Source organism: Roseovarius conchicola (assembly GCF_041403425.1).
Classification (GTDB): domain Bacteria; phylum Pseudomonadota; class Alphaproteobacteria; order Rhodobacterales; family Rhodobacteraceae; genus Roseovarius; species Roseovarius conchicola.
In genome coordinates, this window is record NZ_JBGEHK010000007.1 from 15,724 (window position 1) to 28,169 (window position 12,446).

18 protein-coding genes are annotated in these 12,446 nt (G+C 59.7%); 3 read left to right on the plus strand and 15 right to left on the minus strand.

Annotated features, from left to right (window positions below; translation table 11 throughout):
* Positions 1–278 precede the first annotated feature (278 nt).
* On the minus strand, positions 279–500 hold the full coding sequence (gene rpmE, locus V6N02_RS17370) for a 50S ribosomal protein L31 (RefSeq protein ID WP_371227589.1): 222 nt from the start codon (positions 498–500) through the stop codon (positions 279–281).
* Between the two features lie 11 nt (positions 501–511).
* Positions 512–895: a 50S ribosomal protein L19 gene (rplS, locus tag V6N02_RS17375; RefSeq protein WP_371227591.1), complete on the minus strand. Its 384-nt coding sequence runs from the start codon at positions 893–895 to the stop codon at positions 512–514.
* A 331-nt stretch (positions 896–1,226) separates the two neighbouring features.
* On the opposite strand from rplS, the gene V6N02_RS17380 reads away from it, so the two are divergent.
* Positions 1,227–2,135: a homocysteine S-methyltransferase family protein gene (locus V6N02_RS17380; protein ID WP_371227593.1), complete on the plus strand. Its 909-nt coding sequence runs from the start codon at positions 1,227–1,229 to the stop codon at positions 2,133–2,135.
* Here the strand turns inward: V6N02_RS17380 and trmD are convergent.
* The 12 genes from trmD to ffh are packed head-to-tail and all read right to left on the minus strand — an operon-like array spanning position 2,117 to position 9,333.
* Positions 2,117–2,920 carry a tRNA (guanosine(37)-N1)-methyltransferase TrmD gene (gene trmD / locus V6N02_RS17385; RefSeq protein WP_371227595.1) on the minus strand — a complete coding sequence of 268 codons (804 nt, stop codon included), beginning with the start codon at positions 2,918–2,920 and terminating at the stop codon, positions 2,117–2,119. The two genes, V6N02_RS17380 and trmD, sit on opposite strands and share 19 nt — an antisense overlap.
* A complete protein-coding gene (rimM, locus tag V6N02_RS17390; RefSeq protein WP_371227597.1) occupies positions 2,920–3,423 on the minus strand; it encodes a ribosome maturation factor RimM in 504 nt (167 codons plus the stop codon). Before rimM ends, trmD begins: the two co-directional genes overlap by 1 nt.
* A complete protein-coding gene (locus tag V6N02_RS17395; protein WP_371227599.1) occupies positions 3,416–3,568 on the minus strand; it encodes a hypothetical protein in 153 nt (50 codons plus the stop codon). The genes rimM and V6N02_RS17395 overlap by 8 nt, the downstream gene beginning before the upstream one ends.
* Before the next feature lie 6 nt (positions 3,569–3,574).
* A complete protein-coding gene (gene bluB / locus V6N02_RS17400) occupies positions 3,575–4,204 on the minus strand; it encodes a 5,6-dimethylbenzimidazole synthase (RefSeq protein WP_371227601.1) in 630 nt (209 codons plus the stop codon).
* Between the two features lie 17 nt (positions 4,205–4,221).
* Positions 4,222–4,656: a 30S ribosomal protein S16 gene (gene rpsP, locus V6N02_RS17405; RefSeq protein ID WP_371227603.1), complete on the minus strand. Its 435-nt coding sequence runs from the start codon at positions 4,654–4,656 to the stop codon at positions 4,222–4,224.
* Positions 4,657–4,715: 59 nt separating this feature from the next.
* Complete coding sequence (locus V6N02_RS17410) at positions 4,716–5,012, minus strand: chorismate mutase (RefSeq protein ID WP_371227605.1); 297 nt, start codon at positions 5,010–5,012, stop codon at positions 4,716–4,718.
* Positions 5,005–5,610 carry a GNAT family N-acetyltransferase gene (locus tag V6N02_RS17415; RefSeq protein ID WP_371227607.1) on the minus strand — a complete coding sequence of 202 codons (606 nt, stop codon included), beginning with the start codon at positions 5,608–5,610 and terminating at the stop codon, positions 5,005–5,007. Before V6N02_RS17415 ends, V6N02_RS17410 begins: the two co-directional genes overlap by 8 nt.
* The gene (locus tag V6N02_RS17420) at positions 5,611–6,189 is read right to left on the minus strand and encodes a GNAT family N-acetyltransferase (protein ID WP_371227609.1); all 579 of its coding nucleotides are present in this window, start codon (positions 6,187–6,189) and stop codon (positions 5,611–5,613) included.
* A complete protein-coding gene (locus V6N02_RS17425; protein WP_371227612.1) occupies positions 6,186–6,728 on the minus strand; it encodes a GNAT family N-acetyltransferase in 543 nt (180 codons plus the stop codon). Before V6N02_RS17425 ends, V6N02_RS17420 begins: the two co-directional genes overlap by 4 nt.
* Complete coding sequence (locus V6N02_RS17430) at positions 6,725–7,294, minus strand: GNAT family N-acetyltransferase (protein ID WP_371227614.1); 570 nt, start codon at positions 7,292–7,294, stop codon at positions 6,725–6,727. Before V6N02_RS17430 ends, V6N02_RS17425 begins: the two co-directional genes overlap by 4 nt.
* Positions 7,291–7,818: a GNAT family N-acetyltransferase gene (locus tag V6N02_RS17435; RefSeq protein WP_371227616.1), complete on the minus strand. Its 528-nt coding sequence runs from the start codon at positions 7,816–7,818 to the stop codon at positions 7,291–7,293. The genes V6N02_RS17430 and V6N02_RS17435 overlap by 4 nt, the downstream gene beginning before the upstream one ends.
* A 3-nt stretch (positions 7,819–7,821) precedes the next feature.
* A complete protein-coding gene (gene ffh, locus V6N02_RS17440) occupies positions 7,822–9,333 on the minus strand; it encodes a signal recognition particle protein (RefSeq protein ID WP_371227618.1) in 1,512 nt (503 codons plus the stop codon).
* 284 nt (positions 9,334–9,617) lie between these two features.
* Here ffh and V6N02_RS17445 point away from each other — a divergent pair, with 284 nt between their 5' ends.
* A complete protein-coding gene (locus V6N02_RS17445) occupies positions 9,618–10,421 on the plus strand; it encodes a methyltransferase domain-containing protein (protein WP_371227621.1) in 804 nt (267 codons plus the stop codon).
* Positions 10,422–10,512: 91 nt separating this feature from the next.
* Positions 10,513–11,826 (plus strand): hypothetical protein, encoded by a 1,314-nt coding sequence (locus V6N02_RS17450; protein ID WP_371227624.1) that lies wholly within the window; start codon positions 10,513–10,515, stop codon positions 11,824–11,826.
* Here the strand turns inward: V6N02_RS17450 and V6N02_RS17455 are convergent, their stop codons facing one another.
* Positions 11,827–12,327 (minus strand): hypothetical protein, encoded by a 501-nt coding sequence (locus V6N02_RS17455; RefSeq protein WP_371227626.1) that lies wholly within the window; start codon positions 12,325–12,327, stop codon positions 11,827–11,829.
* Between the last annotated feature and the right edge of the window lie 119 nt (positions 12,328–12,446).

Sequence of the window (12,446 nt, forward strand, 5' to 3'; positions counted from 1 at the left end):
ATGATCGTCCGTTGACCGAAAGTCGATTGCCCGGCAATCGACACAGCAGGACCGCCCGCAAGGGCTGGCAATTGGCCGAGGAGGCGCGATGCTTTTTTGCGGATTTGGCAATCATAACCTGCGTCACAGAAAGACCTGATCGCCATCCCGCAATATGGCCATCGCGCGGCGGATGAGAACGTCCGCATCGCCGCCATTGTGGGTTTGGTCCAAGTGCGCCGTAAAACAAAAAACGCCGCCCTTTCAGGCGGCGTTTGACGTTTCGTATCCGGTGAACCTTAGAAGCCCAGACCGGCGTATTTGTTTTTGAACTTCGACACGCGGCCACCGGCGTCCATCAGGCGGGTGCTGCCGCCGTTCCAGGCCGGGTGCGCCGAGGGATCGATATCCAGCGACAGGGTGTCGCCTTCGGCGCCATAGGTCGAGCGCATTTGCACAATGGTCCCGTCGGTCATTTTGACGTCGATCATGTGATAATCGGGGTGGAGTTCTTTTTTCATCGTGCCGCTCCTTATGCCGATTTGTCGGCTTTGGGTTTGTAGGTGGTATCCTCGGCGATACGGGCCGATTTACCGCGACGGGCGCGCAGGTAGTACAGCTTGGCGCGGCGCACGCGGCCACGGCGGACAACGGTGATGCTGTCGATATTGGTCGAGTAGAGCGGGAACACACGTTCCACGCCTTCGCCAAATGAAATCTTGCGAACGGTGAACGAACCGGCAATGCCATGGCCGTTGTTGCGGGCGATGCAGACGCCCTCAAAATTCTGCACACGGCTGCGGGTGCCTTCGGTCACCTTAAAGCCGACGCGAACAGTGTCACCGGCTTTAAAATCGGGAATGTCTTTTCCCAGCGAGGCGATCTGTTCCGCCTCAAGTTCTGCGATCAGGTCCATCTGATCCACTCCTATGATGCTTGCGGTTGGTCCGCAAAGTTGATTTGCGCCTCAGAGCTCTTGGTCTTCATCCGGGTCCGCCTCAGCGCCCGCCAGAGATCAGGTCGTCATATCTTTTAATCCGGGACTTGCCATATTGGCCTTTGCGACCTGCCCGTCAGAAGCAGATGGGAATCACAAAAGCCGACAACACCAGAGTGACGCGCGTAAACCAGAAAGCAGGCGCTATTTCAAGTGTTTTCAGGCAGCGCGGTCAGGATTGGCGCGTCGCTGGGTTTATGCGAGGGTTTGGACGAAAACCAGCTTGCTTATGCCATGGGGAGGTCTGTCGTTGGCTGCCTATGATAAACTGATGCAGCGCGTCGCTGACGGGGCCCGCATTCTGACCGATGGGGCCACCGGAACCGAGATTGAGCGTCGCGGTGTACCACAGCTTGATAATGCCTGGAACGGAGGTGGAGCGCTCAGTCATCCCGATATTCTGACGCAGGTGCACGCGGATTACATTCGTGCCGGTGCCGAGATTATCATTTCAAACACCTTTGCCACGGCGCTCTATGCGCTTGAGGATGCCGGTGTGGATGCCGATTTCGTGGCCTACAACCAGCGCGCGGTCGAGCTGGCACGAGAGGCGCGCGAGATGTGTCATGCGCCGGATGTATTGGTCGCAGGTGGTTTGTCGTATTGGACCTGGTCGGGGCGTGTGCCGTCACTGGACGAGATTCGGCAGAGCGCCGAGGCGCAGGCCAACATCATGACAGAGGCCGGTGCTGACCTGCTGATGCTGGAAATGATGGTGGACCATGAACAGGCCCTGATAATGTATAATGCTGCGGCCCGCACCGGGCGACCGGTTTGGGTGGGTCTGTCTTGTGCACGGGACAGCGAGGGCGAGATGCGACTGATGCATGGCGATCCGATCGAACCTTTGCTGGACGCACTGAGAGAACTCCAAGCGCCGCTGATCAATATCATGCACACAGAGGTCGAAGATGTGGCTGCCTGCCTGGATATCCTCGATCAAAATTGGAGTGGGCCGGTTGGCGTTTATGCACATTCGGCACGTTGGGTCGGGCAGGTGACGCAGTTTGAAGGCACGATCCCGCCAGAAGTCTATGCCAGGCAAGCACAGATCTGGATGCAGCGAGGCGTGCAGTTGATCGGCGGATGCTGTAGGTTAGGCGTGGCGCATATCGAGGCTTTGCAGCCGTTGGTGACGGCTCAGTCTTTGGGCTTGTGATCTTGATACGCCTGCCAAAGGTCAGGACGCCGCGCTTTCGTCAGCTCTTCGGCCTGCGCCTGGCGCCATTTGGCAACCTTGCCGTGATCGCCTGAGACCAGAACCGGTGGGATCGCGTGGCCCATCCATTCGGCCGGGCGGGTGTATTGTGGATGCTCCAGCAAGCCGCCGGAAAAGCTTTCTTCCTCGGTCGAGGCGTCATTGCCCAGAACACCGGGCAACAACCGCACCGTGGCGTCGATCAGCGCTTGGGCTGCCAGTTCGCCGCCGGTCAGCACGAAATCCCCAAGGCTGATTTCCTCAATATCGTAGTGGTCGATCACGCGCTGATCCAAGCCTTCAAAGCGCCCGCAAATCGTGGTCACACCGGGCGTTTTGGCCAGCGCCTGCGCCTTGGCTTGCGTGAAGGGTGTGCCGCGCGGGCTGAGATAGATCAGGCGCGCGCCAGCAGGGGCGGATTTGGCCGCATGATCAATGGCGCGGCCCATCACATCGGCGCGTAGCACCATGCCAGCGCCGCCCCCGGCAGGGGTGTCATCGACATTCCGGTGCTTGCCTTCCCCAAAGGGGCGCAGGTCGATGGTTTCCAACTGCCACAACCCGTCTTTCAGCGCCTTGCCGGTCAGGCTTTCGCCCAGCACACCGGGAAAGGCCGCGGGAAACAGGGTGATGATTTGCGCCGTCCAAGCCCTGGACAGGCGCGGGTTCAGGTCCATCAGATCACGCGGTTGGAGCGAGGCGCTGATCGATTTGCGACCGTGGGATTTGGCGGGTGTGTCTGGCATCAGAACACCCCGTCAGGCGGGTCTGCCACGATCCGCCCCGAGGCCAGATCGACCGTGGGCACCGAGGCCATCGTAAAGGGCAGTAATACCGTGGCCTTCAGCCCCGCGCCCTGTATCTCAAGCAAATCGGTGGCCCCGTGGTTTTGCACCGATTTGACCGTGCCCAGCAGGGCCCCGCCTGTGTCATAAACCGACAGGCCAATCAGATCGGCATGGTAATATTCATCATCCGGAAGGCCGGGCAGGGCCTCGCGCGGGGCGAACAATTGGGTGCCACGCAACGCATCGGCCTGTTCCTTTGTGGCGATGCCCGACAGGCGCGCGGCAAAGCCGTTCTTAATCGGGCGGTCCAATGTCACCTCGAAACTTCGACTGCCATCCTCGACAGACAGGCGGCCATAGGTGGCCACGTCTTCGGGTACGGTGGTAAAACTTTTCAAACGCACTTCGCCGTGGACGCCGAACGCGCCGGCGATGGCTGCCACACAGATCAGGTCACTCACGCTTCACCTCCGGTGCGATACAAAGGCCATTGACAGAGGAACCACCGACCACGGTGCATGCCTCGCGGACATTGGCACGTTCGTAGATCATCCCCCCGACAAAGGCGATGGCGCAAAGGATCGGTAGGCGGATCAGTTTGAACATTGGTATCTACCTTGTCTCGACCGGCAGGTGGCCGCGCCGGTCTTCCCAGCCTGCCCGCTCCAACTCAGGCGTGTCGCTGTCGGTTTCTGGCCAGCCAACACAAAGATAGCCGACCAGCACCCAATCGTCCGAAATATCAAGATCGCGGGACAGTTGATCGGGATCAAGGATCGACACCCAACCAACGCCCAGACCATGACTGCGTGCCACCAGCCAGAACTGGGTGATGGCCGCCACAACGGAATAGCGGCGCATCTCGGGCATGGTTCCGGCCCCCAAGCCCTTGCCCTTCCCGGTCCCCTCATCACAATAGATCGCCAATTGGACCGGGGCATCCTGCATGCCGGACAGTTTCAGCGTGCTGTAAAGCCGCGCATCTTCTCCGTCATAGCCCTCCAAAGCCTTCGCATTGGCAGTCTGATAATTGGTAAGCGCGCAGGCGCGGGCGGCTGAACTGTTCAGCCGCACCACGCGCCATGGTTCGCTTAAGCCCACAGACGGGGCCAGCAGAAAGCTGTCGAGACACTGCCGCAACAGCGCCTCGTCTACCGGATCGGTGCGGAAACGGCGCACATCGCGCCGCCACCGCATCAGATCAAGCAGGTCGGACTGGAAGTCTTGTGGAAAGGTCGACATTCCAGATCACACCCTGCTCAGCTTTCTTCTGTTGCCTCTTCGGCAGCCGCTTCCTCAGCAGGTGCTTCTTCTGCGACAGGTTCTTCCGCGGGCGCCTTGGCGGCCTCTTCGGCCTCAGCGGCTTTGGTGGCTTTCTCTTCTGCGCGCTCCTTGGCCTTTGCGCCCGGCTCACCCTTATTGGGGTTGTTGCGCTCGGTTTTTTCACGCACGCCTGCGGCTTCCAGCATACGGGCGATCCGGTCGGTGGGTTGCGCGCCCTGGCCCAACCAGTATTCCACACGCTCCATATTCATTTTCACGCGATCTTCGCTGTCTTTGGGCAGCAGCGGGTTGTAGGTGCCCAGCTTTTCAATAAAGCGGCCATCGCGCGGCATGCGGCTGTCGGCAGCCACGATGCGGTAGAAGGGGCGTTTTTTGCTGCCGCCACGGGCGAGCCTGATTTTCATAGCCATTGTTGTTTCTCCTTTGAATGGCGGGGGAAGGTGGGGTGAAACCCCACCCTACATCTCTGTTATTCCTGATGTTTCTTGTGGTGTTGAATGACTTCCCCGATAATGAAGTTGAGGAAGTTCTTGGCAAATTCGGGGTCAAGATCGGCATCCAGCGCCATGCGCTGCAGCCGCTCGATCTGCTGGCTTTCGCGCAACGGATCGGAGGGCGGGAGGTCGTGTTCAGCCTTCAGCTGACCCACGGCCTGCGTGTGTTTGAACCGTTCGGCCAGCGTATACACCAAGACGGCATCGAGACGATCAATCGACGTGCGATGCTCGGCCAGCAGCTCGGCGGCGCGGGAGGAGGCGTCAGTCAATTGGCATTCCTTTCGGCTTGAACAGCGGGTCGCAGTAATGGCTGATTTCCAACTCGATCCCATCGGCAATCTGGCCCGACCGCAGCACGTCCGGGCTGGGATGACGATAGACTGCGTCATTGCCGTCGATGGTGGCGGCTTCCTTGTCTTTGACACAACCCAGGCGCTCGGCTAGGCGAATGCTGTCGAGGTTCTTGGGGTCGATGTAACTGACTGCACCATCCCAGCCGCCATTCGCATAAAGGTGCTTGCGCACCGCATGGGTGGCTTCCAACGCATAACCATGACCAGATTCATTCGGCCATATGATCCATGCAATTTCGCGCTCGGGCCATTTCGCCGGGAACCAGCCGCCAGCCATACCCAGCGTGCGGTCGGTGTCACGATCATGGATCATCCACATGCCATAGCCACGAATGTTCCAGTGCCCGATTTCAGCCGCGTAAAGCATCCACGCCTCATAGGGGTTCAGCGGCCCGCCCATAAACCGCGAGCGGTACGAGCTGAACGTGGCTTTGAAATCCGGGTAATCCTCAGCCTCGGGGCCGCGCAGGATCAGGCGTTTGGTTTCCAGAATGGGGATGTTTTGAGTTGGCATTCACACATCCTCCGGTTTGGGATGGCGGTAAATCAGCGAGGGTTCATCGTCTTCAGGATAGCTGACCTCGCCTGCCTTCACAGCGCCCAGACGTTCGGCCAATGCGATGGATGAGATGTTGCCGGGCAGGATGTAGCTAACGAGGGATGGCAGCTTGAGGGTGCCATAGGCATAATCGCGCGCGGCGTTGGCCGCTTCGCTGGCATAGCCGCGGCCTTCCGCAGCCTCAGATATCAGATAGCCCAGTTCGGGTTCTTGATCGCCCGGCTCGGCCCCGATCAGGACAAAGCCGATCAGTTCGCCCGTTTTGGTCAGCTCGACACTCCAGCCGCCATGACCCTGCAACATCCAGGCCGCCGACAGGTTGGCGAAATCATACCACGCCTCATCGCGGCTCATCGGACCGCCCAGGCCAACGCCACGCGGACCACAGGAAATCTCGGCATAAAGTGCAAAATCATCCGCGCGCGGGGCTCGCAGGGTCAGGCGCTTGGTGCGCAGTACCGGCACCATCGAGGCGAATTGCGCCGCCATTTCTGCGGGCACACCGACGGGCAGGGTTTCACAATACATGCTCATACCAGTACCTCCGGCCCGGGGTGGCGATAGGTCAGCGTGCCTTCCCACTCGGGCAGGTCGGGCAGTTTGGCGTCCGGGTCCAGCGTGCAGCCAAGGCGTTTGGCCAGAGCAATCGAGCGGGTATTGTCCGGGTCGATATAGCTGACCAATGTGCTCCAGCCGTGATCGCGATAGGCGTGGTCCCGCACCACCAGCGCAGTCTCGTATGCGATGCTTTTGCCCTCATATTCCGGCGACCAGACACCCCAACCCAGTTCGGGTTCGTGATAGCCTTCGGGCATCAGCAGCCCGACATCCCCAATCGCCTCGTCACTCCCTTTCGGACAGATCGAGAACAGGCCATAGCCGCGCACCGCCCAATGGCCCATCAGCCCGCAGCAATGATCCCAGGCATCGGCCTTTGACCACGGCCCGCCCATGTATTTCGTGCGCTCGGTCATCAGATGCGCGACACCACGCTCCATATCCTGCGGACCAAAGGCACGCAGGATGAAGCGTTCGGTTTCCAGAACAGGAGTATCTGCCAGATGCGGGGTCATGCATAGGCCTCGGGGTTGCCGTCGCCGTCGGCGCTCAGGCCAAGCTCGGCAGGCGCAGGATGGCGGAACAGCTGTTCGGCGCCCATCTGAACGTTGTCATACTCGCGCTCGAACCATGCGCCCATGCGCTTGGCCAGCGTGACCGAGCGGTCATTGCCCGGCACGATGTTCGAGGTCAGCGTTTCAAAGCCCAGCTCTTCATAGGCCCATTGGCGCGCGCGAAGGGCGCCCTCATAGGCGATGCCTTTGCCTTCAAATCCGTCAAACACAACCCAGCCGATTTCGGGTTCGGGCCACCCTTCGGGGTTCCAGATGCCGGTGATGCCGCAAGGCTGTCCGGTTTCTTTCCACACCATGGTGAAATAGCCATAGCCGTGCAGCGCCCAGTGGCCGATATTGGTGGCAAACCAACGCCACGCCTTGGGGCGGTCTTCTTCGGTGCCAAACCCCCAGGATCGATCTTTATTGAGCAGAAACGCGCAAAGCGGCTCAAAATCCGCAGCCTCAGGGCCGCGTAAGATCAAACGCTCGGTTTCCAACCGGGGAGGGGTGAGGGCCAACGTCATGCGCTGCCTCTCATGGGTGTATGGCGAAAGGCATCGCAATTAGAGATTGGCGATTTGGAGTTGGCGTCGGGTTGCGCACCAAGCCGTTCTGCGAGCCGTTGCGATGCCAGATTGCTTTTGTCGATATAGCTGACCACAGAGGTCCAACCCAGGTCGGTGAACAGATGGGCAAGCACCGCTTCGCAGGCTTCCTGCGCGTAGCCTTTACCCTCGTGCCGGGGAGCCGTGAGCAGCCAGGACATTTCGGGCTCGGGAAAGTGCCCGGGCTGGTGCGGCCCGACCATACCAATGGTTTCGCCAGTTTCCTTCAGAACCACACTATACATTCCATAGCCGCGCAGCAGCCACTGCCCAACACCGGATGAAAACTTCTGCCATGCGGCTTCCTGATCCATCGGCCCGCCATAATAAACGGCAAAATCCGACCCCAGAAAGGACAGCATAGCGCTTGTATCCGACGCATCAGGAACGCGCAGGACCAGCCTCTCGGTTTGGATGGGTGTGATATCGAGGAGCAAAGGCATGGCTTATTTCTTTTTCCCAAAGCCTGAGAGGCCGGGGGGCAGCGCCGCACCACCGCCAAGGCCGGGCAACCCGCCACCGGGCATGCCTTTGCCCATGGCCTTGGCAGCCTGTTCCAGCGCCTTGGGGTCCATACCTGCGGCCATGTCCTCGGGGCTGGGGCCGCCTTTGCCGAACATGCCTTTCATGGCCTGTTTCAGCATGCCGCCTTTGCCCATCTTGCCCATCTTCTTCATCATGTCGCCCATCTGGCGCTGCATTTTCAGAAGCTTGTTCAATTCGGATACTTCAAGGCCAGCGCCCTTGGCGATCCGCTTCTTGCGGCTGGCCTGAAGCAGCTTGGGATTGGCGCGTTCTTTCTTGGTCATCGACTGGATCAGGGCAATCTGGTGGGTGATCACCTTGTCGTCGATCCCGGCGGCATCCATCTGTTTGGCCATTTTGCCAGCGCCCGGCATCATGCCCATGACGCCTTCCATGCCGCCCATCTTCTGCATCTGCTCCAGCTGCATCTTGAGGTCGTTCATGTTGAACTGCCCCTTGGTGAAGCGTTTCATCATGCGTTCGGCCTGTTCGGCCTCGATGGTTTCCTGCGCCTTTTCGACAAGGGAGACGATATCGCCCATACCGAGGATGCGGCCTGCGACGCGATCGGGTTCAAACGTCTCGATCGCGTCCATTTTCTCGCCAAGGCCGACGAAGCGGATTGGCTTACCGGTGACCGCCCGCATCGACAGGGCCGCGCCGCCGCGTCCGTCGCCATCCATCCGGGTCAGGACCACGCCGCTGACGCCAATTTTGTCGTCAAACTCGGTTGCGACGTTCACCGCGTCCTGACCGGTCAGGCCATCGACCACCAGCAGGGTTTCCCGCGGATTGGCCACATCGCGCACGGCAGCGGCTTGGGCGATCAGTTCCTGATCGATGTGCAGGCGGCCTGCGGTATCGAGCATGTAAACGTCATAGCCGCCAAGGCTCGCCTGCGTTTTGGCGCGTTTGGCAATCGCGACCGGGTCTTCGCCCTTGACGATGGGCAGGGTATCCACACCGATCTGCGTGCCAAGGATCGCCAGCTGTTCCATCGCCGCCGGGCGGTTGACGTCAAGCGAGGCCATCAACACGCGCTTGCCCTCGCGCTCTTTCAAGCGCTTGGCCAGCTTGGCGGTGGTGGTGGTTTTACCCGAGCCTTGCAGACCGACCATCAGGATCGGCGCAGGCGGGTTATCAATCTTCAGCGCACCGGGGTCTTCGTCGCCCGTGAGGGTTTCGACCAGAGCGTCATGGACAATCTTGACGACCTGCTGACCCGGCGTGATCGACTTGGTGACCGCCTGACCGGTGGCTGCATCCTGAACCCGCTTGATGAAATCGCGCGCCACGGGCAGCGACACATCGGCCTCAAGCAGCGCCACACGCACTTCGCGCAGGGCGGTTTTGACATCCTCTTCGGACAGCGCACCTTGTTTGGTGAGCCGGTCAAAGACGCCAGAGAGGCGGTCGGAAAGACTTTCAAACATATCGGTGCCTCCTTGGGCGGTTCCTTTTTGCCACCCCAATATAAGGGGCGACGGTTCAAACGATAAGCGCCCCCACGGGCGTAACACGCTGGTGGGGGGCGATCCCGGGAATAACCCAAGGGACCGGAAGCAACAGAACTTCCGGAATTTGTCGCGGCTTTAAAGCTTTCAAAGACCAGAGTCAACGGATCATGGCCGTCACGATCCGGCAGGATTGCTCTGGTTTTTCATAACTGCTCCGGGGTGTGATAAACTGCAATCGCCGGATAGAAACAGGTTGCGACATGTCTGACCCTTATTCAAATCTTGCCGAGGAAGATACGGCCCTTCAGAACCGGATTGCCGATGCAATGGATGCGCGTTGTATGGAACCGGCACAGGTGGCTTTGAGGCAGGATTATCTGGGCGATCTGGAGTTACCGGCAGATGCGTTTGCTGTCGAATTCGGGTCCGGTACCGGGCATGTCACGCGTGACCTGATCACCATTTCAGGTGCCGCCCGCGCGCATGGGATCGAGCCGTCCCTGGTGATGGTGGCGCGTGCGCAACAGCATTTCGCGGCTAACCCTGATCTGAGTTTTGAGATCGGCGATGCCAAGCAAACCGGCCTTGGGGATGCGTCGGTCGACTGCGTTCTGATGCATACGCTGTTGTGCCATGTGCCGGGGCCGCAGGATGTGATTGTCGAAGCCTGGCGCGTTCTGAAGCCCGGCGGGGTGCTGGCGATCTGTGATGGCGATTATGACACTGCCACGGCGCAGATTGCTGATTATGATCCGCTGGATCAACTGGTGCGCTTCATGATCAACCAGAACGTCACCAATCTGTGGATCATGCGCCAGATAAGCGGCATGTTGAACCAGACCGGGTTTCGTCTGGGCCCGCGGCGCGGGCATGGCTATGTGGCCGAGGGCGAGGCGACCTATTTCCTGACCGTTATTGATCGCGGTGCTGACAGGATGGCCGAGACAGGTTTGCTGCATCCCGATACCGCGGCGGCGATGAAGGCCGAAGCCCGGCACCGGGTCTCGGCCAGCACGTTTTTTGGTTTCATGTCTTACGTCAGCCAGATCGCTTACAAACCCTGACCATACTGCTCTTCTGTCAGACAACATTCAGGGTTCTTCTGGGGCCGTGTGGCTGCTAGCGTGACCCAAACTGATTTGGACAAAACGCATTATGGAAGCCCTTCTTCTGATTTTTGGTGAAATCCTGTTTGCCTGCCTTGCCCCCGTTCTTGGTCTCGCAGGGGCCGCGTTGGCCGGGTTGCTTGAACTTCTCGCCGCCTTCTTCACGATATTGTTCGGCGGGTCGTTTGGAGCACGCAAGAAGCGACGAGCCCCTGCGAGGGATGGCGTGCCAGCAGCGCCGCGCAAACCTCTGATCCCGCGCAAAGTGCTGCATTGGACGGCGGGCGGTCTTGCAGGGCTTGGGGTTCTTGCTGTGCTGGGGTCGGTTCTCTTTTTCCAACCCATTTTGAATTACGCAATGGCAAGTGCTGCTGCGAAGGCCGGGATGGAGGTGCAGTTTGAAAGTGCCAGCGGCATGTTACTGACCGGGCAAGTGACGCTGAACGATGTGCATGTCATCCGGGATGACCCTGAGGGGCTAGACCTTGATATCCGGGTGGCAAGGGCACAGGCGGATGTGGACCTTTGGACCTTGCTTGGCAGTGAACCGGTGATCACCCTTGCAGTGGTTGAGGGTGTGACAGGGTATGTCAGCCCGCCGCCCGTCGACAAGGACAAGCCCAAAAAGAAGCGTCGCGCCTTCCGCGCTGATCTGGTTCAGGCCGCGGGTGTCGATCTGGAAATCCGCCCCAAGGACAGCGCGCCCTATGATCTGGTGATCGCCTCGGCAGAACTGGCACCCTTCCGCAGCCGTTCGGCCCTGTTTGACCTGCTGTTCCGCGCCAACATGGCAGCACAGATCGCGGGGCAGGACCTGATCGTGGAGACCCGTGAAATCACCGAACTGGGGCGCGAAACCTTCTGGAGCTTTGAGGATGTCGAAGCGGAGCAGATCAAGCTGCTTGTGCCCAAAGCGCCGCTCACCTGGTTGAATGGCGGGACGGTGTCGGTGCGTGTGGATGACAAATGGAGCTTGTCGGACGACTGGATCGATATGGATTGGAACATTCGCTTCGATCAGGTGCAGATCGCCGTTCCACAAGAGGCTGGCACAACGGAGAAACTGTTAGCCAATACCTTAGCCAAGGCCGTCAGGGCGCAAGGGGGCACGGCGGATTTTCGGTATATGCTCTCGCTCGATCCCGAAGAGGTGCGTGCCCTGCGCTCGGGTGATCTTGCCTATTTCTGGGATGTGGTCTTGTCGGGTGCCATGACGTCCGTGAAAGAGCGCCTTCCGTTCAGCAGTGGCAACGATGACAGCGATCCCGATGATGCCGTGCAGGAGAATACAGACGAAGCTGAGCCGAAAGCGGGCGCGATGGACAAGCTGAAGGGCCTTTTCAAGCGCGACAAGGACGAGTGATCAGCGGCGCGCCAGCCACCTGTTGACCGCCTCCACCATGGCCTCGGGGCCCGGGCCATTGGTGAAGTAGTCGTGCAGGGGCACGCGGGCCTCAGACGGTTTGCCATTGCTTGTGCTGCTTAGGATCAGGACGGGGCGATGCAGCGTCCGGCCGTTTTTGCCAAAGTCGGTCTCGATCCGTGCCTCAACCAGACGCGAGAGTTTGTGGGTGATCTCGGAGTGTTTGAAGATCGAACGGCGGCGGATGCGGATGCGATCCGTGTTGCGATCAAAGATGAACTGCAACCGTTTGGCAAACAGCCCCAGCGCCATCAACCACAGCCCGCCGCCCACGACAATGAACATCCCAGAAAACAGCCACATCATCGGGTCACCGGACTGGCCCAAGGGCAACAGACCAATGCCGATGAACATGATCACCAACAGTGCAAGCCCGATGGATAGTACCCAAGGGATATGATCGAGGATCAGCTGTTCATCCGTGTCGCGGGTGATTTTCATTGTCGCACGCTAGGGCGGGGCACAAGGCGCTGCAAGACCTCTTGGGGCTTTACATGGCCATGCATTGATGAACAATTATTGCGTAGGTGCGCACTTTTGTGCATCTGGGAACAGGGGCC

Excerpts from the sequence above, each read along its gene's own strand:
- rpmE (WP_371227589.1), bottom strand. The coding sequence starts at position 500 with ATGAAAAAAGAACTCCACCCCGATTATCACATGATCGACGTCAAAATG.
- rplS (WP_371227591.1), bottom strand. The coding sequence starts at position 895 with ATGGACCTGATCGCAGAACTTGAGGCGGAACAGATCGCCTCGCTGGGA.
- trmD (WP_371227595.1), bottom strand. The coding sequence starts at position 2,920 with ATGCCAGACACACCCGCCAAATCCCACGGTCGCAAATCGATCAGCGCC.
- V6N02_RS17395 (WP_371227599.1), bottom strand. The coding sequence starts at position 3,568 with ATGTTCAAACTGATCCGCCTACCGATCCTTTGCGCCATCGCCTTTGTC.
- bluB (WP_371227601.1), bottom strand. The coding sequence starts at position 4,204 with ATGTCGACCTTTCCACAAGACTTCCAGTCCGACCTGCTTGATCTGATG.
- rpsP (WP_371227603.1), bottom strand. The coding sequence starts at position 4,656 with ATGGCTATGAAAATCAGGCTCGCCCGTGGCGGCAGCAAAAAACGCCCC.
- V6N02_RS17415 (WP_371227607.1), bottom strand. The coding sequence starts at position 5,610 with ATGCCAACTCAAAACATCCCCATTCTGGAAACCAAACGCCTGATCCTG.
- V6N02_RS17420 (WP_371227609.1), bottom strand. The coding sequence starts at position 6,189 with ATGAGCATGTATTGTGAAACCCTGCCCGTCGGTGTGCCCGCAGAAATG.
- V6N02_RS17425 (WP_371227612.1), bottom strand. The coding sequence starts at position 6,728 with ATGACCCCGCATCTGGCAGATACTCCTGTTCTGGAAACCGAACGCTTC.
- V6N02_RS17430 (WP_371227614.1), bottom strand. The coding sequence starts at position 7,294 with ATGACGTTGGCCCTCACCCCTCCCCGGTTGGAAACCGAGCGTTTGATC.
- V6N02_RS17435 (WP_371227616.1), bottom strand. The coding sequence starts at position 7,818 with ATGCCTTTGCTCCTCGATATCACACCCATCCAAACCGAGAGGCTGGTC.
- ffh (WP_371227618.1), bottom strand. The coding sequence starts at position 9,333 with ATGTTTGAAAGTCTTTCCGACCGCCTCTCTGGCGTCTTTGACCGGCTC.
- V6N02_RS17445 (WP_371227621.1), top strand. The coding sequence starts at position 9,618 with ATGTCTGACCCTTATTCAAATCTTGCCGAGGAAGATACGGCCCTTCAG.
- V6N02_RS17450 (WP_371227624.1), top strand. The coding sequence starts at position 10,513 with ATGGAAGCCCTTCTTCTGATTTTTGGTGAAATCCTGTTTGCCTGCCTT.
- V6N02_RS17455 (WP_371227626.1), bottom strand. The coding sequence starts at position 12,327 with ATGAAAATCACCCGCGACACGGATGAACAGCTGATCCTCGATCATATC.